Origin of the sequence: Streptomyces sp. NPDC002057, assembly GCF_040296665.1 — a bacterium.
In the GTDB taxonomy this organism is placed as follows: domain Bacteria; phylum Actinomycetota; class Actinomycetes; order Streptomycetales; family Streptomycetaceae; genus Streptomyces.
Genome location: NZ_JBEOXR010000023.1, coordinates 59,285 through 84,851 on the forward strand (window position 1 = coordinate 59,285; position 25,567 = coordinate 84,851).

17 protein-coding genes are annotated in these 25,567 nt (G+C 73.1%); 6 read left to right on the forward strand and 11 right to left on the reverse strand.

The window, feature by feature from the left end:
* Positions 1-285 precede the first annotated feature (285 nt).
* Entirely contained in the window at positions 286-1,914 is a 1,629-nt protein-coding gene (gene groL / locus ABT129_RS19480) for a chaperonin GroEL (RefSeq protein WP_266967782.1), read from the forward strand.
* Between the two features lie 206 nt (positions 1,915-2,120).
* On the opposite strand, the gene ABT129_RS19485 is transcribed toward groL, so the two are convergent.
* Both ABT129_RS19485 and ABT129_RS19490 read right to left on the reverse strand, forming a co-directional pair.
* A complete protein-coding gene (locus ABT129_RS19485; RefSeq protein WP_351902609.1) occupies positions 2,121-3,839 on the reverse strand; it encodes a hypothetical protein in 1,719 nt (572 codons plus the stop codon).
* Complete coding sequence (locus ABT129_RS19490) at positions 3,829-5,481, reverse strand: hypothetical protein (protein ID WP_351902612.1); 1,653 nt, start codon at positions 5,479-5,481, stop codon at positions 3,829-3,831. Before ABT129_RS19490 ends, ABT129_RS19485 begins: the two co-directional genes overlap by 11 nt.
* A 221-nt stretch (positions 5,482-5,702) precedes the next feature.
* On the opposite strand from ABT129_RS19490, the gene ABT129_RS19495 reads away from it, so the two are divergent.
* A complete protein-coding gene (locus tag ABT129_RS19495; protein ID WP_351902615.1) occupies positions 5,703-6,173 on the forward strand; it encodes an SRPBCC domain-containing protein in 471 nt (156 codons plus the stop codon).
* A gap of 106 nt (positions 6,174-6,279) precedes the next feature.
* Here ABT129_RS19495 and ABT129_RS19500 read toward each other — a convergent pair whose 3' ends face one another.
* The 4 genes from ABT129_RS19500 to ABT129_RS19515 all read right to left on the reverse strand — a co-directional run bounded on the left by ABT129_RS19500 (position 6,280) and on the right by ABT129_RS19515 (position 9,607).
* Positions 6,280-6,603, reverse strand: coding sequence for a deoxyxylulose-5-phosphate synthase (locus tag ABT129_RS19500; protein WP_351902618.1), 324 nt, complete (start codon positions 6,601-6,603; stop codon positions 6,280-6,282).
* 91 nt (positions 6,604-6,694) lie between these two features.
* Positions 6,695-7,441: a class I SAM-dependent methyltransferase gene (locus ABT129_RS19505; protein WP_351902621.1), complete on the reverse strand. Its 747-nt coding sequence runs from the start codon at positions 7,439-7,441 to the stop codon at positions 6,695-6,697.
* Between the two features lie 410 nt (positions 7,442-7,851).
* A complete protein-coding gene (locus tag ABT129_RS19510) occupies positions 7,852-8,577 on the reverse strand; it encodes a transporter substrate-binding domain-containing protein (protein WP_351902624.1) in 726 nt (241 codons plus the stop codon).
* An 88-nt stretch (positions 8,578-8,665) separates the two neighbouring features.
* A complete protein-coding gene (locus tag ABT129_RS19515; RefSeq protein ID WP_351902627.1) occupies positions 8,666-9,607 on the reverse strand; it encodes an aldo/keto reductase in 942 nt (313 codons plus the stop codon).
* A 223-nt stretch (positions 9,608-9,830) separates the two neighbouring features.
* Here ABT129_RS19515 and ABT129_RS19520 point away from each other — a divergent pair, with 223 nt between their 5' ends.
* Positions 9,831-11,330 carry an alpha/beta hydrolase gene (locus tag ABT129_RS19520; RefSeq protein ID WP_351902630.1) on the forward strand — a complete coding sequence of 500 codons (1,500 nt, stop codon included), beginning with the start codon at positions 9,831-9,833 and terminating at the stop codon, positions 11,328-11,330.
* 73 nt (positions 11,331-11,403) lie between these two features.
* Here the strand turns inward: ABT129_RS19520 and ABT129_RS19525 are convergent, their stop codons facing one another.
* The 3 genes from ABT129_RS19525 to ABT129_RS19535 form a co-directional block, all read right to left on the reverse strand.
* Positions 11,404-12,912, reverse strand: coding sequence for a PTS transporter subunit EIIC (locus tag ABT129_RS19525; RefSeq protein WP_351902633.1), 1,509 nt, complete (start codon positions 12,910-12,912; stop codon positions 11,404-11,406).
* A 34-nt stretch (positions 12,913-12,946) separates the two neighbouring features.
* A complete protein-coding gene (gene murQ, locus ABT129_RS19530) occupies positions 12,947-13,876 on the reverse strand; it encodes an N-acetylmuramic acid 6-phosphate etherase (RefSeq protein WP_351902636.1) in 930 nt (309 codons plus the stop codon).
* 92 nt (positions 13,877-13,968) lie between these two features.
* Positions 13,969-14,895: a MurR/RpiR family transcriptional regulator gene (locus tag ABT129_RS19535; protein ID WP_351902639.1), complete on the reverse strand. Its 927-nt coding sequence runs from the start codon at positions 14,893-14,895 to the stop codon at positions 13,969-13,971.
* A gap of 113 nt (positions 14,896-15,008) precedes the next feature.
* Here ABT129_RS19535 and ABT129_RS19540 point away from each other — a divergent pair, with 113 nt between their 5' ends.
* Positions 15,009-15,365, forward strand: coding sequence for a DUF8819 family protein (locus ABT129_RS19540; protein ID WP_351902642.1), 357 nt, complete (start codon positions 15,009-15,011; stop codon positions 15,363-15,365).
* Between the two features lie 73 nt (positions 15,366-15,438).
* Positions 15,439-15,708: a DUF4031 domain-containing protein gene (locus ABT129_RS19545; protein ID WP_351902645.1), complete on the forward strand. Its 270-nt coding sequence runs from the start codon at positions 15,439-15,441 to the stop codon at positions 15,706-15,708.
* A 153-nt stretch (positions 15,709-15,861) separates the two neighbouring features.
* Here ABT129_RS19545 and cpt read toward each other — a convergent pair whose 3' ends face one another.
* Together cpt and ABT129_RS19555 are read right to left on the reverse strand one after the other, a co-directional pair.
* The gene (gene cpt, locus ABT129_RS19550) at positions 15,862-16,395 is read right to left on the reverse strand and encodes a chloramphenicol phosphotransferase CPT (protein ID WP_351902647.1); all 534 of its coding nucleotides are present in this window, start codon (positions 16,393-16,395) and stop codon (positions 15,862-15,864) included.
* Positions 16,396-16,460: 65 nt separating this feature from the next.
* Positions 16,461-17,666: a Cmx/CmrA family chloramphenicol efflux MFS transporter gene (locus ABT129_RS19555; RefSeq protein ID WP_351902736.1), complete on the reverse strand. Its 1,206-nt coding sequence runs from the start codon at positions 17,664-17,666 to the stop codon at positions 16,461-16,463.
* Positions 17,667-18,205: 539 nt separating this feature from the next.
* On the opposite strand from ABT129_RS19555, the gene ABT129_RS19560 reads away from it, so the two are divergent.
* The gene (locus ABT129_RS19560; protein ID WP_351902650.1) at positions 18,206-25,555 is read left to right on the forward strand and encodes a polymorphic toxin type 27 domain-containing protein; all 7,350 of its coding nucleotides are present in this window, start codon (positions 18,206-18,208) and stop codon (positions 25,553-25,555) included.
* The last annotated feature ends 12 nt before the right edge of the window (positions 25,556-25,567 follow it).

Sequence of the window (25,567 nt, forward strand, 5' to 3'; positions counted from 1 at the left end):
TCCCGGCGTCCGCACCGGCTCTGACCGGCCACGACCGCCGTCGAGCCGCCCCCGCGCGCCCCCTCCGTCACCTCCCGAAACGTGAGAGTCGCTTGCACTCTCCTAGGGCGAGTGCTAATCATTGGCGTTAGCACTCGGAAGGTGAGAGTGCTACGAGGATCGGGCAGACGAGGCCGCCGGCCGGGTGGGGCAAGGAACCACACGGAACACGCGGAGGCCGTCCGTCGCGGGCGTCGGCGCGGTCCTGGAGCGTTATCCACCCCATGTCCGGGAGGACCACTTCACATGGCCAAGATCATCGCGTTCGACGAGGAGGCCCGGCGCGGTCTCGAGCGCGGCATGAACCAGCTCGCTGACGCCGTCAAGGTCACCCTCGGCCCCAAGGGTCGCAACGTCGTCCTCGAGAAGAAGTGGGGTGCCCCCACGATCACCAACGATGGTGTTTCCATCGCAAAGGAGATCGAGCTCGAGGACCCGTACGAGAAGATCGGCGCCGAGCTGGTCAAGGAAGTCGCCAAGAAGACGGACGACGTCGCCGGCGACGGTACGACCACCGCCACCGTTCTCGCCCAGGCGCTCGTCCGCGAGGGCCTGCGCAACGTGGCCGCCGGTGCCAACCCGATGGCCCTCAAGCGCGGTATCGAGAAGGCCGTCGAGGCCGTCTCGGGCGCCCTGCTCGAGCAGGCGAAGGATGTCGAGACCAAGGAGCAGATCGCTTCCACGGCCTCCATCTCCGCCGCCGACACCCAGATCGGCGAGCTCATCGCCGAGGCGATGGACAAGGTCGGCAAGGAAGGCGTCATCACCGTCGAGGAGTCCCAGACCTTCGGTCTGGAGCTGGAGCTCACCGAGGGTATGCGCTTCGACAAGGGCTACATCTCGGCGTACTTCGCCACCGACATGGAGCGTATGGAGGCGTCGCTCGACGACCCGTACCTCCTGATCGTCAACTCCAAGATCTCCTCCGTGAAGGACCTGCTCCCGCTCCTGGAGAAGGTCATGCAGTCGGGCAAGCCCCTGCTGATCATCGCCGAGGACGTCGAGGGCGAGGCCCTGTCGACCCTGGTCGTCAACAAGATCCGCGGCACCTTCAAGTCCGTCGCGGTCAAGGCCCCGGGCTTCGGCGACCGTCGCAAGGCGATGCTGAACGACATCGCCATCCTCACCGGCGGCACGGTCATCTCCGAGGAGGTCGGCCTGAAGCTGGAGAACGCGGGCCTCGACCTGCTGGGCCGCGCCCGCAAGGTCGTCATCACCAAGGACGAGACCACCATCGTCGACGGTGCCGGTGACAGCGAGCAGGTCGCCGGTCGCGTGAACCAGATCCGCGCCGAGATCGAGAACTCGGACAGCGACTACGACCGCGAGAAGCTGCAGGAGCGCCTGGCGAAGCTCGCCGGCGGTGTCGCGGTCATCAAGGCCGGTGCCGCCACCGAGGTCGAGCTCAAGGAGCGCAAGCACCGCATCGAGGACGCCGTTCGCAACGCGAAGGCGGCCGTCGAGGAGGGCATCGTCGCCGGCGGCGGCGTGGCCCTGCTCCAGGCTTCCTCGGTCTTCGAGAAGCTCGAGGCCGACCTCTCGGGCGACGAGGCCACGGGCGCGAACATCGTGAAGCTGGCCCTTGAGGCCCCGCTGAAGCAGATCGCGGTCAACGCCGGCCTCGAGGGCGGCGTCGTGGCGGAGAAGGTCCGCAACCTGCCCGTCGGCCACGGCCTGAACGCCGCGACCAACGAGTACGTCGACCTCATCGCCGAGGGCATCATCGACCCGGCGAAGGTCACGCGCTCCGCGCTGCAGAACGCCGCGTCGATCGCCGCGCTGTTCCTCACCACCGAGGCCGTCATCGCCGACAAGCCGGAGAAGGCGTCCGCGCCGGCCGGCGGCGGCATGCCGGGCGGCGACATGGACTTCTGATCCTCCGGGATCGGTGGTTCATCGCTGAACGCGAAGAACAGAACGAGGGCGGCACCCCTGACGGGGGTGCCGCCCTCGGGCGTTTCCCGGATTCCCGGTCTTCCGGATTCCCGGTCTTCCGGTCTCCCGTTCTTCCGGTCTCCCGGCTCTACGGGTGGACGGCCGGCCGCCCGGAGTGGACGGTCGGCCCCACGGTCGGCGTACGGTCAGCGCACGTCGACGTAGTCGGCCCACGGGACCGGCGCGTGGAAGTGCGTGGCGTCGCCGTAGTACCGCAGCCGCCAGGTGCCGTCGACGGTGGCCTTCGCCCGGAGCGAGACCTTTCCGCCGGCGGTCGAGCGGCCGGTGGCGACCTGGCGCCAGGCCGTCGAGCCCTTCGCCTGGAACTGCAGGGCCACGGCCCCGTTCCCGTACGCCCGCCACGCCCCGCTCGTGTGGTGCTGGAGCGTGCCCGTCGCGGTGACGTACGCGCCCTTGCGGACCGGCTCGGGGCCGGCGTTCATGCCGGTGATCCGGGCCTCGGTGCGGACGAGGCGGAAGACGCCGCTCACCGCCTCGGTGAAGACGTCGGACTGCGGGTGCCGCAGCCGGTAGTGGCCGCCGCGGCTCGTCGCGGTGACGGTCGTGGTGGGGTAGTAGTCGTTCGCCTTCGTGGAGCCGACCTGCCGCCAGCCGGTCCGGCCGTCGGCCGAGACCTCCAGGTAGACCGCCTGGGCGTCGAAGGAGGCCTTGAGGTCGTACGTGGCGCGCAGGGTGCTCGTCACGCTCACCCTGCCCTCGTTCGACAGGACGCGAGAGCCGAGGATGATCCTCGCCTCCTGCGGGTTCGCGAGCGGGCCGCCCACATCACCGCTGAAGCGCTGGTACGGGTCGACCGGTACGGCCGACCAGCCGCCGGCCGGCCCCGGGAGGGCGGGGATCCTCGCCGTGAAGCGTCCGTCGGCGTCCGTCGTGACGACCTTGGCGTAGGCGGAGTCGTAGAACTGGAGCGCGCCCGGGCCGACCTTGACCTGCTGGCCCGCGAGGGGCGCGCCGCCGTTCTGCGGGTCGGTCATCCGGCCGGTGACGACGGCGTGCTGGCCGGGGAGGACACGGGCCCGGTCGACGCTCGCCTTCACGGTCACCACGTGCGGGCGGTAGGTGTGGAGGCTGTGGTCGTAGGAGACGCTGCCGTGCACCTCGTCGCTGTCCTCGGCGAAGGCGACCTTGAACGTGTCGCCCGGCCTGACGTCCCCGTACGCCTCGCCGGTGTAGGCGCCCGTCTCCGTGGTGACGGGGGACTGCACCGGGCTCTCCGGAGGTGTGGTCCGCCGGATGTCGACGCCGCGGCCGCTGAGGGGCACGATGTCGCCGGAGCCGGGCTGGACTCCCGTCAGGGTGCCGCTGGGGACGGCGTTGCGGTCGTCCCAGCCGGGGGCGGAGAGGCCGAACTCCAGCTGCGGCATGAGCGTGAAGTCGAGGACGCCGGCGTCGGTGCGGGTGTGGCGGTTCCCGCGCGAGTCGGTGGCCGTGACGTCGACGGCGTACCGGCCGAGCGCGGGCACCGCGCCGCCGTCCTCGGTCAGCTTCAGCGGGTCGTGGTTCGTTCCGAAGCGCCCCCTGTTCCACGTGAACTCGGGGACGGAGGGGATCTCCGCGACGACGGTGTCGCCCTTCCGGAGCGTCGCGGAGACCTGGGTGACCGTGACGCCGGGGGCGTCGGTCCAGGCGCTCACCTGGAAGGCACCGCGCTGGTAGGCGTCGGTGGAGACGGGGCCGATGCCGATCGGGGACGGGGTGTCGGCCGCCGCGGGGGCCGCGGTGGCGCCGAGGAGGAGTCCCGCGGCGAGGGCCGTGGTGAGGACGGTGGCGACGGTCGCCGTGAGGCCCGTCGTGAGCGGGGCGGCGGGCCTGCGGAGGCCGGTCCGCCGGAGGTCAGCGCGCATCGATGTACTTCACCTTCGTCTCGCTGTAGAAGTAGCCGTTCGCGGACTGCTTCACCAGCGCCCAGGAGCCGTCGCCGTAGTTGGTGGCCTTGAAGCTGAACGCGCCGTTGCCCCCGGTCGTGACGTTCTTGGTCACCCAGTACCACTGGGACTCGCCCTTGGGCTTGAACACGAGGGTGACCTTGGCGCCCTTGAGGGGCTTCCAGACGCCGCCGGTCTGCTGCTGGAGCGTGCCGGAGACGGTCATCTTGGAGTTCTTGTACGGCCGGGCCGGGGTGAGGGAGAACGCCGAGAACCGGGTCGGGACGCGGCCGAGGCGGACGCCGCCGGTGGACCGGTTGACGATCTCGTCCGACTCGTAGTGGTGCAGCCGGTAGTGGGCGTTGACGTGGGCCCGGGCGGAGACGTCGAAGGGGCAGTAGCCGGAGGTGCCGCCGCTCGCCCTGACGTTGGCCAGGTTCCGCCAGGTGCGGCCGTTGTCGAGGGAGGACTGGAGGTAGACGGGCTGGTCCGAGCAGTAGCCCCGGGTCGTCATCCGGCCGCTGCCCCGGACCGTGCCGTACTCGTCGAGGGAGATGCGCCAGTCGGTGTACGAGAACGGCTGGGGGACGGCGATGGCGCCCTGGTCGTAGGCGGCGGACTGGTAGTACACCGACGGTGCCAGGGAGGTGTACACCTGCGTGCCGTGGGTGGCACGTGCCGGGTACGAGAAGCTGCCGTCGGCCGCCGCGGTGCCCTTGCCCATGAGCACCTGGGACGCCGGGGACACCACGGGGGGCTGGGTGGACGTGGTGATGAGCGGCGCGCCCGCGTACGGCTTCCAGCCGTCCGGGGTCAGGCGCTCGACGCGGCCGGAGACGGTGACGTTCGTGCCCGCCTGGACGCGCCACTTGCCGAGGGTCGCCGAGATCCGGTACGCGGTCTTCTCCACGCCGACCTCGGGGAGGGGCGTGGCGAAGGTGGCCACCGTGTCGGCGGCGGACGCGGCGACGGTGGCGGTGCCGCCCCTGATCTCGGCGTTCGGCGTGAACGGCAGCGAGAAGGTGCCGTCCGCGCCGGTGGTGGCCGTGCCCGTCAGCTCCTGCCAGTTCTCCGCCACGGTGTTGATCTTGACCTTGACGGTGGTTCCCGCGCGGGCCGGCGTCACGGCGCCGGTGGCCGGGTCCCAGGTGGTGGCCGTACCGGAGAGGACGACCTTCCGGTCGGTGAGGCTGGTGGTCTTCCGGTCGAAGGAGACCCGGGAGACGCCGGTGTGCAGTTTGTGGACGTAGGAGCCGCCGGTCCAGCGCTTGACGGTGGAGCCGGACTGCCGGTACTCGACGAGGACCGGGTAGGTGCCGAACGGGGTGCCCTCGGGAAGCCGGAGCGCCTTGTCGGTGATGTGGCCGTAGGGCAGGCCGGTGTCCGAGTTGCCGGACTGCCAGGTCAGGGAGTCGGTCGAGGCGAGCACGGCGGCGCCGGGGGCGGTGGAGGCCAGCACGCTGACCTTGATCCACAGCGGGTTGCTGGCGATCTGGACGCCGAGCCGGGCGTCGTCGGTGGTGAACGTGGCGGAGACGTCGGCCGCGTGGACGGCCGGGGCGTGGATGACGGCGGGCACGGTGACGGCCGCCGAGAGGACGAATACGGCTGCGGCACGCACGAGGGCGTGCGGGAGCCTGCGCGTCGAGCGCGGCAAAGGGGACCCCCCACAGGTCTGAAGACGGCGGCTGCGCCCTGGTCGAGGCGGCCGCGTGGCAGCACTGTAGCGGTCAGGTGTTGAACATGTTCACTCGGTTTATGGAAGTGCCCGGAAGTGCCGGAAGTGCCCCGGTGGAACGGTGGGGCGATGCTGGAAGGGGCCCTTCGTGAAGGGAACGGACCATGGTGACCCTCCTGACGACGCCGGCCGACCGCGAACTGGTCGTCACCCGCACCTTCGACGCCCCGCCGGCCCGCGTCTGGCGGGCGTGGACGGAGCCCGAGCACGTACGGGAGTGGTACGGGGTCTCCGCGCTGACCACGACGGTCGTCGAGATCGACCTGCGGGTCGGCGGCGCCTGGCGCTGGGGCCAGACCGCCCCCGACGGCCAGGAGATCGTCTTCTCCGGCACGTACGAGGACGTCGTGCCGGTCGAGCGGCTCGACTACACGGAGGTCTTCGAGCAGATGGCGGACTCCGGCGCGGTCCGCGTCACCCTCACCTTCGACGCGACCCCGGACGGCGGGACGGCCCTGACCAGCACGTCGTTCTGGCTTTCGAACGAGGTCCGCGACCAGGCGCTCGCGGCGGGCATGGAGGCGGGGGTACGGGAGCAGTACGACCGTCTCGCGCAGCACCTGACGTCGATGTGAGGGAGTTCCCTTCGGGCCTCTCGGGCCCCGGGGCCGCCCCTGGCCCCCTGGGCCGCCCTGGCCTCCCGGGCCCCGGCCCCCTCGGGCCTCCAGCCCCCCGGCGCGGTCAGGGTGCGCGGAGCAGCGCCTGTGCGATCGGCTCGCCGGTGCGGCGGGCGCGCGCCAGGCCCGCCTTGACCTCGGAGAGGGTGCGGGGGCGGTAACCGGGCCCGCCGCAGCAGGACTTGTGGAAGCGGATGCCGGAGTGGAGCACGACCGACAGCGCCCGCCAGGCCGAGACGTCCCGGCGGCGGGGCGGCGCGAAGGCGGAACCCGCGTGGATGAGGACGCGCGCGCAGCGCGGACACCGCCGCTCGCGCTCGGCCCCGTACGGCTGCTTGTACGAGGCGCGGCACGGCAGGCAGACGTACGAGGTCTTTCCGTGGCCCATGGGACGAGGGTAGGGGGCCCCGGCCCGGGTCGGCTCGTGAATTACGGGCGGCGGGTGCCGGGGAGGACTCCCGGCACGGGCGCGGCCGTGGCTATCCCCGGCGGAAGAGGGCGGTCCAGAGGAAGGATTCGCCGAAGGCGGGGGAGTCGGTGGCCTCGTCGCGCATGCGGCGGAGTTCCACCTCCGTCAGGCCGGCGAAGATCGCCCTGAGGGAGGTGTCGGTGTACGCCAGTCCGCCGTCCAGCCGCCCCTGGCGGTAGAAGTCGGCGTCCGGGCGCTCGGAGCCCATGCCGCCCTCCCCGGCGGCGAACGCGGTGAGGGAGAGGTGCCCGCCGGGGGCGAGGACGCGGTCCAGGAGCGCGAGGTAGCTGACGCGGCGGTGCGGCGGCAGGTGGTGGAAGCAGCCGGAGTCGTGGACGAGGTCGTACGGCCCGTCGAGGGCGGTGCCGGCCGCGAACGCGTCACCCCGGACGAACCGGATTCCGGTCGCCCCGGCTTCCCGGGCCCGCTCCTCGGCCCAGCGGATCGCGGTGGGGGAGAGGTCGACGGCGTCCACCCGGTAGCCGAGCGACGCGAGGTGGAGGGCGTTCCGGCCGGGCCCGCACCCGAGGTCGAGGACCCGCCCGCCCGCCGGGAGCAGTCCCCGTTCGACGTACGACACCAGGTTCTCGTCGGGCTTGGCGACGAAGAACGGCACGGGCTTGTCCCGGTCGGCGTAGAAGCCGTCCCACCAGTCCGCCCCGCCGTCCGTCCAGCGGTCGGCGTCGGGCGCGAAGAGCCCGTCGAGCAGGGTCAGTACGTCGTCGACGGTGCGGATGCTCCGGTCGGTCCCACCCATGTGTGTCTCCCCCTTCGAGGCCTTCGGCGCCTTCGCGCACTTCGAGGCCTTCGAGTTCTTCCGAGTCCCTCCAGACTAGGGAGAGTTGAGGTAAAAGGCCAGGTCAGAGGTGGTGCGGGGAAGGGGTGTGCGGCGCGGTGCGGGCCTCCCGCCGCCGTCCCGGAGCCGGGGGTGCCGGGTGGGGCCGGGGTCGGCCGGAGGGGGCCCGCAGAGGCGGGAAGAGGGCTTCACGGCCACCGCCGAGGGCACTTCCTCGGCGGGTTTCCGGCGGGTCGGCCCGGGCCCGGGCGAGGGGACGGGAAGACGCCGATCCGACGGATGCCCAGCGGGTGCGGACCGGCCGAAAGGCCCCGCGTTTCAACCGGTCGGGCCCTCCGGACCGGCCCTCGCGTCCCACGGTCCCGGTCCGTTCACGCGGGCGGGGCGACCAGTGCCGCGTCCTGGCCCGCGCGGCGGAGGGAGTCCGCGACGAAACCGTTCGCCTTCAGCTCCTCGACCGTGTCGCGGAGGAAGGCGACGGTCTCCCGCGCGCGGCCGACCGTCGTGCCGACCGCCTGCCGGATCTCCATGAACCGCCCCTCGATCAGGCGCAGTTCAGGATGCCCGGCGGCGTACGCGGTCACCGGCTGCCGAATGCCCGCGCCCACGTCGAGGCCCTGCTCCCGGAAGACGTCGACACCCTCGTCCCCGCGCACCACGGTCGCGTGGACGAGGGACCGGGACAGGAAGAGGTCGTACGCGGAACCCCGCTTGACCCCGATGCGGACACCCGGCGCGTCCACCTCCTCGACGGTCCCGATCCCGGAGCCGCGGGGAACGACGTACACGCCCTCGATGACGACGTACGGGGAGGTGAACGCGACCTCCTTCTCCCGCGCCGGATCGACGGCGAGGAAGCAGAGATCGGCCCGTCCGTCGGCCATCGCCTCGAACGACTTCCGCGCCGCGTCGAAGCACAGCGTCTCGACGGGTACGCCGAGCCGCGCCCCGATCTCCCGCGCCAGATCCACGGTGATCCCGGACGGCGCCTCGGGGGTGCCCTGCGCGAGGACGGGATTCCCGAGGTTGACGGAGGCCCGGAGGACGCCGGTGGGGGCGAGGTCGGCGATGAGCGCGGGGCTCGGCGTGGTCGTCATGGGCAGCGAGTCTAGGAGGGCGGCCCGGGGCGTGTCCGGGCGGTCCGGCCCGGCCCGCGGCCGGACGGCGCCCCTTTCCGGACAGGGCCTACGCGGCCGCCGCGCGGTGCGCTCCGTCCAGGAGGGCGAGCTCCTCGGGGGTCAGCCGGAGGGCTCCGGCGGCGACGTTGGCGACGAGGTGGGCCGGGTCCCCGGTGCCGGGGATGGCGAGGAGGTGGGGGCCCTGGTGGAGGGTCCAGGCGGTCCGGATCTCGGCGGCGCTCACGCCGTGGGCCTCGGCGACGGCCAGCACCTCGGGGTTCTCGGGGACGGTCGCTCCGCCCTGCCGCCCGGCGGCGGCGATCGCGTAGAACGGCACGAAGGCGATGCCCTGCTCGCCGCAGTGCCGCACGAAGTCCTCGTACTCGGGGCGGACCCCGATGCCGTACATGTTCTGCACGCAGACGACGGGGGCGATGGTCCGCGCCTCGGCGAGCTGCTCGGGAGTGATGTTGGAGACGCCGAGATGCCGGATGAGCCCGGCCTCGCGGAGCTCGGCGAGGGCGCCGAAGCGCTCGGCGATCGAATCGGTGCCGAGGACGCGGAGGTTGACGACGTCGAGGTGGTCGCGGCCGAGCTGGCGCAGGTTCTCCTCGACCTGGCCGCGCAGGGCCTGCGGCGTACGGGCGTGCTCGCTCCACGCGCCCGTCACGTCGCGCGCCGGGCCGACCTTGGTGGCGAGGACGAGGTCGTCGGGGTAGGGCCCGCCGAGCGCGCTGCGGATCAGCTCGTTGGCGGAGCGGAGCGGGGAGAAGTAGAAGGCGGCGGTGTCGATGTGGTTCACGCCGAGCTCGACGGCCCTGCGCAGCACGGCGATCGCCTCGCCGCGATCACGCGGCACGGCCCCTTCCACGAGCGCCTCCCCCCGCTGAGGCAGCCGCATGGCCCCGAACCCGACCCGGTTGACGGGGAGATCGCCCAGCAGCCAGGTGCCGGACGCGGAGGCGTCGGGGGTGAGGGACGGGGTGGCGGAGGTGGGGGTGGTGGTCATGCGGGGGATGATCCCTCAGGGGCGGGAGTACTGCCATCGGATTGTTCGGGCGGGGGTCCGGAGCGCCGGCGACCCGGCCCGCCCGCCGCGACCCCCCTTGCGGGCCGGGCCGCCCGTGTCGTCGGCGGGGTGAACTGGGAGGCGCGGTAGGGGGGTTGGCCCCACCCCTTGCTCGCCTGCCTGCCGGATGGGGGTGGTGGCGCGGGTTCGGCAGGGTGAGGGCATGACAGTGAATCGTGGGCGTGGGGCCCTGGTGCTCGTTCTTTCCCTCGCGGCTGTGGGGGGTGTCGTGCTCGGTGGGGGTGGTGGTGCGCCCGCCTCCGCCGCCGGGTTGCGGTGGGGGGAGTGCGATCCCGGCCTGAAGCCCGTTCCGGGGCAGCAGTGCGCCCGGCTCTCCGTACCCCTCGACCACGCCGATCCCGGTGGGGAGCGGATCCAGCTCGCCGTCTCCCGGATCCCGAGCGCGCGGCCGGAGGCCCGGCGCGGGACCCTCGTGGTGATTCCCGGGGGGCCCGGCAGTTCCGGTGTGCAGCGGCTCCGGGATCGCGGGGTCGCCCTCGCGAAGGAGATGGACGGCGCCTACGACCTCGTCGCCTTCGATCCGCGCGGTGTCGGCGGTTCCGCGAAGGCGGGCTGTGGGCTCGCCGAGGAGGACCGGTGGATGGTGACCCTGCGGTCCTGGCCCGGCGCGGACGGGGGGATCGACGCGAACGTCGCCCGGTCCCGGCGGATCGCCGAGGCCTGTGCCCGTCACGGTGGCGCGATGCTGCGCGGTCTCACCACGGCCAACGAGGTGCGCGATCTGGACCTGCTGCGGCAGGCCCTCGGGGAGCGGAGGCTGTCGGCGTGGAGCGTCTCGTACGGGGCGTACGTGGCCGCCGCCTACGCCGAGAGGTTCCCGGGGCGGACCGACCGCTGGGTCCTCGACAGCAGCAGCGACCCCGACCCGGAGCGGGTCGCCCGGGGCTGGCTGGAGGCCATGGCCCAGGGCGCGGAGGACCGGTTCCCCGACTTCGCCGCCTGGGCCTCGCATCCGGATCGGGCGGACGAGGGGCTTCGGCTCGCCTCACGGGCCGAGGACGTGCGCGCTCTCGTGCTCGGTCTCGCCGGTCGGCTCGACCGGGAGCCGCGGCCGTCGACCACGCCCGGCGTGCCGCTGACCGGGACCACGCTGCTCCAGGCCCTTCAGCAGACGCTGTACTCCGACGCCTCCTTCCCCTCCTTCGCCAGGCTGGTCGTCACGGCGCTCGACCCGCAGGGTTCGCCCGTGCTCCCGCGTGAGCTGAGCGGCGCGATGCCCGACGAGGCCGCCGCCGTCACCATGGGCGTGGTCTGCAACGACGTCGACTGGCCGCGCGCCCCCGTGCGGACGTTCGCGCGCACGGTCGCCGCCGACCGGGCGCGGCACCCGCTGACGGCCGGGATGCCCGTGAACGTCACCCCGTGCGCGTACTGGAAGGGCGGGGCCGTGGAGAAGCCCGTCCGCGTCACCGACCGGGGGCCGTCGGGCATCCTGATGATCCAGAACCTGCGGGACCCCGCGACGCCGTACGCCATGGGGCTGCGGATGCGCGCGGCCCTCGGGCAGCGCGCGCGGCTCGTCTCCGTCGACAGCGGCGGGCACGGGGCCTACCTGGGGAACGGGAACGCCTGTGGCGATCGCGCCGTGACCCGGTATCTGACCGAGGGGGTGCGGCCCGCCCGGGACGTCCTGTGCGAGTAGGCGCTGTGCGAGCAGGGGTACGGGGAGGGGCCCGGCGGATGTTCTCCGCCGGGCCCCTCCCCGTACGACTCGCTCAGACCTTCACCGGCTCGGGCTCCGTCGTCTTCGGCGGCGTGGGTCCGCCGGACGCGACCGTCACCTCCGCGGGTTCCGTCTCGGTGTCGACGTTGAACTCCTCCAGGAGCTCCTTGCTGAAGCCCCAGAAGTACGTCGCCGTGAACCCGGCCAGGTAGCCGACGATCAGGCCGCCCGCGTAGATCGCGATGGTCTCGCCGAGGCCCTTGCTGCCGTCGAGCAGAGGGAAGAGCGCCCAGCCCGACGGGCCGATCGCGGTCGAGCCGACGGTGTCGCCCAGCATGCTGAACAGGCCGACGAAGCCGCCGCCGAACGCGCCGCCGACGCAGGCCGTGACGAACGGGCGGCCCAGCGGGAGCGAGACGCCGTAGATCAGGGGCTCGCCGACGCCCAGGAAACCGGCCGGGAGGGCGGACTTGATGGTGCGGCGGATGGAGCCGTTGCGGGGGAGCTTCAGGTAGACGGCCATGGCCGCGCCGACCTGGCCCGCGCCCGCCATCGCGAGGATGGGCAGGAGGACCGTGTAGCCCTGCTGCTCGATCAGCGTGGTGTGGATCGGGATGAGTGCCTGGTGCAGGCCCAGCATCACCAGCGGCAGGAAGAGGCCGCCGAGGAGGAAGCCGGCTCCGGCGCCCGCGTGCGCGAGGAGCCAGTCGGCGAACTCGCCGATCGCGGTGGAGATCTCACCGGCCACGAACATCAGGCCGAAGATGGTGACGAGGCCCGAGATCAGGACGGTCAGGGTCGGGGTGACCAGGACGTCCAGGGCCTCCGGCACCCAGCGGCGGCACCACTTCTCCACGTACACCGCGAGGACGGCCGCGCCGAGCGCGCCGAGCACGCCGCCCTGACCGGGGGAGAGCGTCTGGCCGAAGGCGTCGATCTTGGCGACGCCGGGGAAGACGATGATCGCCGCGACCGCGCCGCCGAGGATCGCCGTACCGCCGAACTCCTTCGCCGTGTTGTAGCCGACGAAGACCGCGATGAGGGCCATGAATCCGCTCGCCATCGCCGCGAGGGCGGGGGTGACGGAGGGCAGCCAGCCGAGGTTGATCAGCAGGCCGTTGAGGCCGGCGATGATGCCGCAGCCGATCAGGGCGGGGATCAGCGGGACGAAGATGTTCGCGATCCGGCGGAGGAAGAGCTTGAACGGGGTGGCGTTCTTCGCCTTCCTCGCCGCCTTGAGCGCCTCGCCCTGGGCGGCGAGTTCGTCGGCGCCGTGGGCCGTGGAGGGGGCGGGCTTCGGGGCCGCCGCCACCAGGGCCTCCAGCTCCGGGGTCACCCGGGCGACCGTGCCCGGGCCGAGGACGATCTGGTACGTGTCGTCCTCCACCACGCCCATCACGGAGGGCAGGGCCTTGAGGGCCTGGTCCTGGACGAGCGAGCGGTCCCGCAGTCCCAGCCGGAGGCGGGTCATGCAGTGGGCCACGGAGCTGATGTTCTCGGCGCCGCCGACGAGGGGGAGGATCGCGGCGGCGATGGCGCGGTTCTTGTCGTCTGTGCTCATGGTGCGGTGGTGCCTTGCTGTGAGGGGAGGGGGCTCAGCCGGTCTTCGCGTGCAGCGCCGCACGCAGGTGACCCTGGGAGTCGGTCAGCCGCTCGGCGGCCGTCGGGGCGTCGATGTCGGCGAGGATCATGAGGATCGCGTTCTTCACCTCGCCGTCGGCGGCGGCGAGGGCGGTCTCGATCTGCTCGTCCGGGGCGCCGGTGGCGAGGGCGACGATCCGCCGCGAGCGCGCCTGGAGCTTCTCGTTGGAGGCGCGGACGTCGACCATCAGGTTTCCGTAGGTCTTGCCCAGCCGGATCATGGTGATCGTCGAGATCATGTTGAGGACGAGCTTCTGCGCGGTGCCCGCCTTGAGCCGGGTCGAGCCGGTGAGCAGCTCCGGGCCGGGGACGACCTCGATGCCGTGGTCGGCGGCGGCGGCGAGCGCGCTGTCCTCGTTGCAGGACAGTCCGATGGTGAGCGCGCCGACGGTACGGGCGTGCTCGACGGCGCCGATGGCGTACGGGGTGCGGCCGGAGGCGGAGATGCCGACGACGGTGTCGTCCGCGGTGAGGCCGAGCGCGGTGAGGTCCTCGGCCGCGAGCTCCTTGGAGTCCTCGGCGCCTTCGACGGCCTTGACCATGGCGGACGGGCCGCCCGCGATGAGGCCGACGACCTGGCTCGGGTCGGTGTTGAAGGTGGGCGGGCACTCGCTAGCGTCGAGGACGCCGAGGCGGCCGGCGGTGCCGGCGCCCATGTAGACGAGGCGGCCGCCGCGGGCCATCCGCGCGGCCGTCGCGTCGATCGCGGCGGCGATGGCGGGGAGCTGCCGGGCGACGGCGGCGGGGACGGTGGCGTCCTCGCCGTTCATGAGCGCGGCGATCTCGGCGGTGGGGAGCTGGTCGATCTCGGCCAGTTCCGGACGGAACGCCTCGGTGGTGAGGGTGGCCAGCTGGGCGCGGAGTTCGGAGTACGTAGCAGACACGTGCGGCTCTTTCGGTGCTGTGGTCTTCAGCGGGTGCGGGTGGTGCGGGTGGTGCGGGTGGTGCGGAGGGTCCGCGGGTGCCGCTGGGGTCTTCAGCGGGTGCGGGGTGAGTGGCGGTGGGCGAGGGCCTCGTACGAGGCGGCGAGGGCAGGGGCCGCCGTGTCGTACGTACGCTGCGTGACGCAGGTGAACAGGCAGTCCACCACCAGGAGTTGACTGGTCCGGGACGACATGGCCGCGGGGCGCAGTTCGCTCTCGCGGGCGGTGGAGGTGGTGAGGATGTGGTCCGCGTACTGCGTGACGGGCCCGTCCGGGCGGCCGGTGATCGCGACCGTCGTCGCGCCGTGGTCGAAGGCGACCCGGAGCGGTTCTATGACGTCGCCGGTCGAGCCGGAGTGGGTGATGGCGATGGCGACGTCGCCGGAGCGGAGCTGCACGGCGTTGGTGACGGCGAGGTGCGGGTCGCTGTGGGCGTGCGCGATCAGGCCGATGCGGAGGAGCTTCTGGCCGAGGTCCTGGGCGACGAGGCCGGAGGCGCCGACGCCGTAGATGTCGACGCGGCGGGCGGTGGCGAGGGCAGCGACGGCGGCGCCGAGCTGGACGGTGTCGAGTCCGGCGGCGGTGTCGGCGAGGGTCTGCTGCTCGTCGTAGGCCAGCTTGGCGACGACGTCGGCGATCGGGTCGTCGACGGCGATGTCGGCGGTGACGGCGGGCGCGCGGCCGGACTGCTGCTGGGCGGCGAGTCCGGCGAGGGCGAGGCGCAGGTCGCGGTAGCCGGGGTAGCCGAGGAGGCGGGCGGTCCGGACGACGGTCGCCTCACTAGTGCCGGTGAGTTCGGCCAGGCCGGTGACCGTGAGCGCGGCGCAGCCGGCCGGGTCCCCGGCGACGGCCTCGGCGACCCGCTGCATGGAGCGGGTCATGGACGGCGCGAGGGTCCGCACCTTGGCCGCCAGGGCGGCGGGGGCGGGGGGCGCGGGCGGCGCGTCGCTGGTGAAACTTTCCTTCACGTCATTGGTCACACCTGAAAGATACTTTCGGCCGGGTGGTGCGACAAGCCCCCATCGGTCCCGGATCCGGAGGGGACCTTCGACCTTTCTCGTACGGTCGAGGTGTGACGGGTGACAATGAGTCCATGGACGACATAGACCCCGTGGAGCAGGCGCTGCACGCCGCTCGCGCACTGGTGCTGGCCGACCTCGCGGCCCGGCGGGTCGCGGCCGCCGAGGTCGTGTCGATGGTGGAGGACGCGGTGACCCACCGGCGCTGGTGGGTCGAGCAGTGGCCCGAGGGCCGGGAGTACGTCGCCGGTCTCGTCGCCCAGGACGTCCAGGACGCCCTGCTCGAACGGTACGGCCGCTGGCCGATCTGCCCGGTCTGCTCCTCGGGCGACCCGCACGCCCTCGACGTCGAACCCGAGCTGGGCCCCGACCCGCACTGGGTCTGCGGCAAGCAGGGAGTGGTGGTCGCGCCGGTGGGCGGGCTGACGTGACCGGGCGGACCGATGCGAGCGGGGGGCGGGCCGTGGTGAGCGGGCGGCGGCGCGAGGCGAAGGCGGTCCGGCGGTGACGCTCTACATCGACCCGCCCACCTGGCCCGGGCACGGCCGCATGTGGTCGCACCTGGTCAGCGACGTCTCCTTCGAGGAGCTGCACGCCTTCGCCGCCTCGATCGGCGCCCCGCCGCGCGCCTTCGAGCGCGACCACTACGACATCCCGCAGGAGCGGTACGCGGACGCGGTGGTGGGCGGCGCGGTGGAGGTCGGCTCCAAGGAGCTGCTGCGGCGCCTCACGGAGGCGGGACTCAGACGCCCGAAGGGCCGCCCGACGGCCTGAGGCACCCCGACGGCCTGGGGCTCGCCCCGACGGCCTGGGGCTCGCCCCGACGGCCTGGGGCTCGCCCCGACGGCCTGAGGCTCGCCCCGACGGCCCGAGCAAGGGCGCCCCGACGGCCTGAGGGAAGGGTCGCCCGACGGCCCGAGGCCGTTTCTACCCGACCCGTGCGGCGATGGTCCGGGCGCAGTCGAGGGACTCGGTGTGGGTGGTGTCGACCTCCACGTCGTAGAGCACGCCCTCGTGCACGACGTGCGCCTGCTTCGCGGCCATTCCCGTGACCCGGTCGCCCCGGGCGGTCTCCCGGCCCTCGGCGACGGCGCTGTCGCAGCGGACGCCGACCCAGAGCACGTCGAGGTCGCCGACGAAGCCGCGCCAGCGGTCCTGGGCGGCGGCTCCGCCCAGGAAGACGTCGTCGACGATGATCCGGGCTCCCGCGCGGGCCATCGCGACGACCCCTTCGGCCCAGGCTCCCTCCAGGGCGCGGAACTCCGCCCCGATGGTCACCCCGCCGTCCGCGTCGAACCCGATGCCGTCCTCGGCGCTCTGCATCCTCAGGGGCATGGCGTCGATGAGCGAGTCGACGCCGAACGACAGCCACGGGTCGGGCAGGACGGCCTGGAGGCACCGTACGATCCCGGACTTCCCGGCGCTTGAGCCGCCGTTGAGGATGATCATCTGTGTTGTCACCGTGCCACGGTACGGCGGTGGCGGCGCGGCCCGACAACGGTTTTCGCCCGCGCGGGGGCGGGGTGTCAGCGGGCCGGGACCGTCTCCTCCGCCGGCAGGGGGGTGCCTGAGGTCACCACTCGCGACGGGGACCGGTGGAGCTTCAGGGCCACCGCCGCCGTGCCGAGACCGACCGCCGTCATCGCCGCGCCCGCCCAGGCGGTGGAGGCGAAGCCGAGGCCGGCGTCGATGACCGTGCCGCCGAGCCAGGGGCCGCCGGTGTTGCCGAGGTTGAAGGCGGCGGTGGTGGTGGCGCCCGCGAGGGTGGGGGCGGCGCCCGCGACGTTGAACATGCGGGCGTTGAGGGCGGGGGCGGTGTAGAAGGCGGAGACGCCGATGAGGAAGGTCAGCACGATCGTGGCGACCGGGCTGGACGCGAGGAGGGCCAGGGCGACCAGGAAGACGGTGGAGGCGGTGATGCCGGTGAGCAGCACGCCGAAGAGGTGGGCGTCGGCGACCCGGCCGCCGATCGTCGTACCGATGACGGCGCCGATGCCGAAGAGCCCGAGGACGCCCGAGACCCAGCCCTTGTCGAGGCCGGAGACGTCGGTGAGCAGCGGGGCGAGGTAGGAGAAGGCGCAGAAGACGCCGCCCGCCGCGAGGGCGGTGACGGCGACCGAGAGCAGGACCTGGCGGTCGCGGTAGATGGCGAGCTCCCGCTTGAGGCGGGGCTTCGTCTCGGGGAGCGGGATGCGCGGGATGCGGGTCGCGACGCCGACGAGCGCGATGGCGGAGGCGGCGGCGACCGCCCAGAACGCGGAGCGCCAGCCGAGGTGCTCGCCGAGGAAGGCGCCGGCGGGGACGCCGAGGACGTTGGCGATGGAGAGGCCGCCGATCATGACCGCCATGGCGCGGGCGCGCGAGTTCACCGGGACCATCGCGATGGCGACCGCCGCGCCGACCGCCCAGAAGCCCGCGCAGGCGAGGGCGCTGATGACGCGGGAGGCGAAGAGGACGGCGTAGTTCGGCGCCAGGGCGCCGGCTATCTGGCCGAGGCCGAAGACGGTGATCAGCGCGATCAGGGTGGTCTTGCGGGGGAGCCGGAGGGTGGCGACGGCGAGCAGGGGGGCGCCGACGACCATGCCGATCGCGAAGGCCGAGATGAGCAGGCCCGCGCGGGGGATGGAGACGTTCATGTCCTCCGCGATGGGCGGCAGGAGTCCGGAGAGCATGAACTCGCTCGTGCCGAGCGCGAAGACGGAGAGGCCGAGGATGTAGACGGCCAGCGGCATGCGCGTACCGGGGGCGGGGGACCCGGGCGACTCGGGTGTCGGGTGCGAGTGGGGCGGCTGCGGGGGCTCGGCGGGCTCGGCGGGCTCGGCGGAGGAAGACGGCATGACATGGGTCAACCGTTGATTTGTTGCTGTCATTCCGGGGGTCCGGTTTTTCTCGCGATGCGAGACGTGGGCGGAGTCGGCGGCTCTTGTTTACGCCCGGTAACAAGATGATCAAGCAGTGGCCGCTTTGCCCCCCGCTGGTGTGCCCTGTGCCCTTTGGTGAGCTTTATTTGATCTTCATTTGTGGGTTCGTACGTGACATCGTCACGACGTAAGCGGCAGCGCCGGTTCGTGGGGGGCGAGCGTGCCGGCCTTCGTCGTACCCGGGGGAACCCGGCTGGTCGACGAGCCGCTATCTGTCATGCCCATGTTTATCTGTGCTGCCGGACGATCGCGAGATTGCAAGGCAGAACATGTCATTGTCCAGAGACGTCGGCAGACGCCGACGTCGCCTCCGGTCCGCCCTGAACAGGGCGACCGCGACCACCGCCTTCATGACGGCCTCCGCCGTCCTGGTCGGCATGATCCACAGCTCGCCCGTCGCCGCCGCGACCGAGCCCGAACAGGACGACCTCTCCCAGTACCGCAACAGCATCGGCGCCGACCGGCGCCTCGACCGCTGCAAGGGCGCGCAGGCGCTGCGCATCGGCGGCCCCCTGCTGAAGGCCAAGGCCATCGAGGGTCTGGCCGGCACCGAGGCCGAACTCGGCACGGTCCTCGGCGACGACCTCGACTGGTGGCTCGACAGCCCCCTGGACGTCGCCGCCGACGCCGACGAGGACGCCGGCGGCGTCTACGCCAACGCCGTCCGGGACCGCGACGAGGCGCTGTCCCTCGCCAATCAGGTCTACGCCAAGAACGACCCCGGCGACCACCGGCTGGACTGGTTGGCGCCGAGGTTCGGCGACGCCGTCTGGAACTTCACCATCGGCACCCAGCGGGAACTCGCCAAGCACCTCGACGACGACACCCTCAGCAAGGCCAGCCCCGAGGCCCTCGCCCGCGCCAAGGTCATCGCCGAGGAGAACCGCGGCAAGGACGAATGGCACGACTGGGCGTCCAGGAGCATGCTCAGCGACAGCCAGGTCAGCTGGAGCTCCAGGACCTCCACGGACATCGCGGCCTACCTGAAGCGCGGCGGCTTCCCGACCGTGTCGCCCGTCAAGGACTCGCCCGAGTACCGCGTCGAGGTCGAGGACCTCAAGCAGGCCTGGGCCGCCTGCGACTACGCCAACCCGTACGACCCCTCCCGCAAGCACAACGAACTCGTCATGGCCGCCATGGTCGAGTGGGAGCTGGAGTACGCCGGTCAGGCGGACCAGCGCGCCGCGATTATGCGGGCTGAGGCAGAGGCTTCCGCCGCCACCCGCGAGGCCACCGACGACCTCGTCGAGGCCCTGGGGCGGGCCTGGCTCGCCGAGCAGCTCCTGCGCTGGCGCAAGAACTGGCAGGACACGCTGGCCAGGACGCCCGACTACCTCGGCCGGCCCACCCAGGCCGACTACGACCGGGCCACGACGGACCTCGCCCGGTACCGCGCCGACGTCGCCGCCCTCGTCACCTCGGCGAAGGCCCAGGCCACCAAGGCCACCGCCGCCGCCCAGAAGGCGACGACGGCGCAGCAGCAGGCGTGGGCCGCCGCCGACACGATCCATGTGCCGCGCGGCCGGGGTCTGATGTACGCCCAGCAGTCGGTGCAGGTCGCCCGCGCCTCCGCCGCCGCCGCCACGGCCGCCGCCAAGGCGACGGAGACCGCGCTCGCCGCGGCCAACGCCACCGTCTCCACCAGCGACGCGCTCCTCGCCAAGGCGAAGACCGAGTCGGCGGCGCTCACCACGGAGTTCCGCCGGGTCGCCGCCGAGGAGGCCGCCGCCCAGGCGAAGGCCGCCGCCGACAGCGCCGTGGCCAACGCCACGGCCGCCACGGAGAGCGCCGCCACCGCCAAGGCCGCCCGTACGACGGCCGAGGAGAAGCGCGACAAGGCCAAGGCCGCCGCGGCCACGGCCGCCACCGAGCGGGCCAAGGCGGAGGCGGAGCAGGCCACCGCCGTCGCCTCCCGCACCAAGGCCGCCACCGAGCGGGCCAAGGCCAAGGCGGCCGAGGAGAAGGCCGCCACGCAGCAGACCACCGCCACGAGCGCGGGCACGGCCGCCGGCACGGCGAACGCCGACGCCACGGCGAAGCGGAAGCTCGCCGACGAGAAGGCGAAGGCCGCGCAGACCGCGCGCGAGAAGGCGACCGCCGCACTCCGGGTGAGGCAGGCCACCGCGGCCCGCGCCGCCGCGCTCGAAGCCGCCGCGACCGCCGCCGCGGGCAGCGCCGCCGCCGCCGAGACGCGGGCGGCGGCCACCACCGCCCGTACGGCCGCGAACGAGGCCGTCCAGGCCGCGACCGCCGCGCAGACCGCCGCCGACCAGGCGACCGCCGCCGCGGTCGGCGCCCGCACCGCCGCCACCACGGCGGAGGGCGCCGCCGAGCGGGCCAGGACCAGTGCCGCCACGGCCTGGTCCGCCTACTACACCTCACTGGGCGAGGCCTCTTCGGCGCACGCCGCCGCGGCCACCGCACTCGACGCGTCGCAGGACGCCGCGATCCGCGCCGACCACGCGGCGACGGCCTCCGAGAACGCGACCGAGCTGGCCAGGAAGGCCCAGCGGGAGTCCGAGGCGGCCGGGACGAGTGCCGCCGAGGCCGTGAAGTCGGCCGCGACCGTCGTCGGCCGCGCCCACGCCGCCGCCCAGGCCGCGCTCGCCGCCCGGGACGCGTCCCGGGCCGCGATCACCTCCGCCGCCGAGGCCGTCGCCCTCGGCAGCCCGTACCAGGAGAAGGACAGCGCGGCCGCGTTCGCCGTACTGGTCGGTCAGTCGTCGAAGACGGCCGCCGAGCAGCAGGCCGCCGCGGCCGCCGCCAAGGCCACCGCAGCGGCCGCCGCCGCGGAGTCCGCGCAGCAGACCGCCGCGCAGGCCACCGGTGACGCGAAGCTCGCCGCCGAGGCCGCCGCCCGCGCCGCGAGCGATTCGGTGCGTGCCGTCGAGGCCACGACCCGGGCCCAGGCGACCGCCGCCCAGGCCTCCGACGCCCAGAAGGGCGCGAAGGCCGCCTCCGACGCCGCCGCCGGCCACGCCGAGCAGTCCGGGAAGGACGCCCTCGGCGCCCGTACCGCCGCCGGTGCGGTGAGCGGCATCGCCGCCGAGGCCGCCCGCGAGGCGACCGACGCCGAGAAGCACGCCGCGGAGGCGAACGAGAAGGCCGGCCGGTCCTCCGAGGCGGCCCTGGAGGCCGCGCGGAAGGCGGCCGACGCGGAGAAGGACGCCAAGGACGCCGAGGACAGGGCGTCCGACGCGGCGGGCGACAGCGCCGCAGCCGAGGAGGCCGCGAAGAAGGCCGAGCGGGAGCAGCGAGAGAAGAACGAGGCCGCGCACGAGGCGGCCCTCGCCGAGGGCGTCACGCCCGTCAAGGGCGGTGCCTCCAACTGGCCGGCGCTCGGTCAGCGCGAGGAGCAGATCCTGCTCGGCGCCTGTGGTCAGACCTGTGTCGACGACTACCGGAAGGGCCTCGCGGCCGTCTCCGTGAACGTCGTCGAGTGGGCCGCCGCCCACGGCGGCCAGATCCTCTTCGAACAGCTCGACGCCGCCGAGGTCAAGGGGTGCCTGGCCTCGTCCGACGTGGACGACTGCCTGTGGGCCCTGGTCGACATCCCCTCGTCGTCGGTGATCGTGGGCCGTGTGCCCGCGCTCGCCGTGGCGATCGAGAAGGTCTCCGACGGCATGCGGACGATCTTCCGCGAGGCGGACGACGCACTGCGCCGCCTCAACGAGCTGACGGCCGTCCTCAAGAGCGTCCGCGGCACCCCGCGCCTGGAGCGCTGCCTCGCCGGAGTCGCCCTGCACGCGGGCGGCGCGAAGACGAAGGCCGTGGCCATCCAGGGCCTGTCCGGCACCAACGCCCAGCTGCACGACGTCATCGGTGACGTCAGCTGGCTCCAGCTCATGCCCCTGGGCCAGGCGACCAGCCAGGACAAGGCGGCCGCGTACGAGTACGCCAACGCCATCGCGGCCCGCACGTCGCTCTTGGAGGACGCCAACCGGCCGTACGCGATGAGCTCGTTCGACGACGGGATCACGCTGCACGCGCCGCAGTTCGGCGCGGGGGTCATGGCGTTCACCCACGCCTCGCAGCCGAAGCTGTCGACGCGTCTCGGCTGGGACGGGCACACCAACCCGAGCGCCGAGTCGCTGGCGAAGGCCCGGGAGATCACCGAGCAGAACCGGGGCAAGGACGACTGGCACGACCTCGCGGCGGACTCCATGCTGCGGTCGGCCCGTACGACCGACCACCAGTTCTTCGGCGGTACGACCTCCGCTGACATCGCCACCTATCTGCGGCACGGCGGATTCCCCGCCACGAAGGTCACCGACGGCACCGACGGTTTCCGCGTCGAGGTGGAGAACCTCAAGCAGGCCTGGGCCACGTGCAACCACGGTGACCCGGTCGACCCCCGCAACGCCCTCAGCGAGGTCGTCTCCCAGGCCTCGGCCGAGTGGGAGACGGAGTACGCCGGCCAGAACACGCAGCGCACGCTCGTCATGCGGGCGGAGGCCGACGCCGCCGCGGCGACGAAGGCCGCCACCGACACCATGATCGAGGCCATCGGCCAGGCGTGGCTCGCCGACCAGATCCTGCGCTGGCAGAAGTACTGGCACGACAGGCTCGCGGCCGACCCGGACCACCTCCTCAAGCCCAAGCAGGCCCTGTTCGACCAGGCGAAGTCCGACCTGGAGAAGGCCCGCGGCAAGGTCCGGACGCTTCTCACCACGGCCCAGGAGCAGGCCGGACTGGCCACCGCCGCCGCCCAGCGCGCGGTGACCGCCCAGCAGCAGGCCTGGACGATCGCGGACGCCGCAGAGGTGCCGCGCGGCCGGGGCCTGATGTACGCCCAGCAGTCGGTCCAGGTCGCCCGCGCCTCCGGCGCCGCGGCCACGGCCGCCGCGAAGGCGACGGAGACGGCGCTGAACGCGGCGAACGCCACGGTCTCGACGTCCCACTCGCTGCTGGCCCTGGCGCAGACCCAGACGCACGCGGTGAACACCGAGTTCCGCCGCATCGCCGCCCAGGAGGCCGCCGCCCAGGCGAAGGCGGCGGCGGACAGCGCGGACGCCTACGCGGCCTCGGCCGCGGCGAACGCCGAGAAGGCCAAGAAGGCCAAGGAATCCGCCCTGGCGGAGGAGGAGGACGCACGGAAGGCCGCGGCGACCGCGCAGCAGCAGCGCGCCGTCGCCGAGCTGGAGCGCGCCAACGCGGCGGCCTACCGGGCCACCGCCGAGCGCGAGCGGGACAGGGCGGCGGGCCACGAGGCCGACGCCCTCGCCCACGGCCGGATCGCGAGCCAGGCCCGCACCTCCGCCGAGGCGGCCGGCACCACGGCCTCGTCCAAGCGAGGCGTCGCCGAGCAGTCGGAGCGCGACGCGGTCGCGGCCCGCGACAAGGCCCTCGAGGCCGAGCAGCGGCGGGACTCGCTGAAGGCGAAGGCGTCGGCGTACGAGGCCCAGGCCGCCGCCGACGAGGGCACCGACGCGGCCACGGCGTCCCGTGCCGCCGCGACCGACGCCCGTTCCGCCGCGAACACGGCGACCACGGCGGCCACCGACGCCCGCGCGGCGGCGAACGCGGCCACGGCCGCGGCCGTCAACGCCCGTGAGGCGGCCACCAAGGCGCAGGGCGCCGCGTCCCGTGCCAAGGCGGCGGCCGACAGCGCCATGGCGGCCTACTGGGTCGCGGCCGCTTCCGCCGCGGCGGCCCACGCCGCCGCGGCCGAGGCCATCGACGCCTCGCAGGCGGCGGCGGCCGACGCCAAGGGCGCCAAGGAGCAGTCCGAGAAGGCCTCCGCGGCGGCCAGGACCGCCAAGACGGAGGCGGCGGGCGCCCGTTCCGAGGCGGCGCAGACCGCGGCCTGGGGGGCGACCACCGCCGGCAAGGCCCTCGCGGCCGTGCAGGCTTCCCTCGCGGCCCGCGACTCCGCGGCCGCGGTGCTCAAGCCGGCGAACGAGGCGATCTCGCTCGGCGGTCCGTTCCAGGAGACCGACAGCTCCGCGGCGTTCGCGGTACTGACCGGCCAGCAGTCGCTGACGACCGCTCAGCAGCAGTCGGCGGCGGCCGCGGCCAACGCCCGTCAGGCCGAAGGGTTCGCCGCCGAGGCGAAGGCCCTGGCCGAACAGGCCGCCGGGGACATGAAGCTCGCCGCGCAGGCCTCTGCGGCGGCGGCGACCGACGCGTCCCGCGCGGCCAAGGCCTACCAGCGCGCCCAGGAATCGGCCGCCCGGGCCGCGAAGGAGGCTCAGGAGGCCCAGGCGGCGGCGGGCCGTGCCGACGGCTACGCCAAGTCGGCCGGCGAGGACGCCCTGAAGGCGTCGTCGGCGGCGATGGACGCGGCGGCCGACGCCGGTGCGGCGGACGCGGCGGCGACCGAGGCGGAGAAGGACGCCGCCTCAGCCCGCGCCGCGGCCGCCAAGGCGGAGGAGGACGCGGCGAGCGCCCGCGCCACCGCCACCAGGGCGGAGACCGACGCGACGGCGGCGGAGACGGCCGCGGAGGGCGCGCGGGACGCGGCGACCGAGGCCCAGGAGGCTGCGGACCGCACGGAGAAGAGTGGCAACAGCGAGCAGATCTCGCAGGGTGTCACCACCGGGATCGGCGATGTGTGGGCCGTTCTCGACCACATCGAGTACATCGGCGAGCCGAAGAACGTCAAGAAGGACAACTGCAACCCGATCATCCATGTCGGCAACTGCACGGTCACGGCGGACGTCACGTACAGGTCGTACGCGGACGTCTACATGTGCGCGGCGCCGTGGGAGTCCTACGCGACCACCACGGGCAGTTGCCCGGAGAAGGACACGGTCTTCCTCAAGACCGACGTGTCGGAGCCCGAGACCAGACGGCTCAGCTACACGCTGACGATGCTGGAGTTCAACTCGGGCATCGACCCGATCGACGTCCTCCTCGGGGACTTCATCGGCTGCGCGAAGCTGATCACGCCGGGTCTCTCCGGCGGCAGCTGGGGTGACTGCGCCTGGGCGGCCAGCTGGTTCGTCGCGGGCCCGATCTTCCGCTCGGCCAAGGCAGCGGTGGCCGCGCTGGACGCCTCCCTCAGGATGGGCGTCGGGTTCATGGACGCCTACCGGGCGCTCCGCACCATCGGTCTGACCGAGGTCGCCATCCAGGGCATCCTGAGCCGCGTCTTCCGGAACGCCGGTGAGGCGTGCAAGGTGGCGGGCGCCGCGACTCCCAAGGCCGCGAGCTTCAAGGCAGCCTCCTTCTCGGCCTCGTCGGGCAACGACGAGCTGATCGAGAAGTGCCGGCGGATCCTGAAGGACATCGTCAAGGACGGCGATCACATCATCCTCGGCATTCACCCCCACTCGGATGATCTGATAAGAGTCGTCGGGGGGCGCAACTTCAACAACCAGGAATTCGGCATCCTTCTGCCGGGGGACATGGGGATGGGGGTACGCCCGATCTGGACGGTGGGAGTGGAGTACGCGGTGTCCAACCGCAATGTGCGGATCTCGGTGTCCCTGGACGGTGTCCCGGGGGCCACGAACGCGGACGAGGCGCTGAATCTGCTCCTCCAGAGAGGGGAGGGGCTCAAGCGCGGAGACTGGGAAGCCGTCCGGCAGAAGGGCAACGGAACGGCATGGGAGATGACCAAGCTCAAGTCGTCCGTGCGGGTGGACGACCGCGGCTGGAAGTCCATCGACTGGTGGATGACCAACAAGGAGGGCAAGGTCGTACAGGTCTATCCGGAGCGGTGGAAGTACGCCAACGGGCAGCCGGTCGCCGACTGATGACGAGAGGGC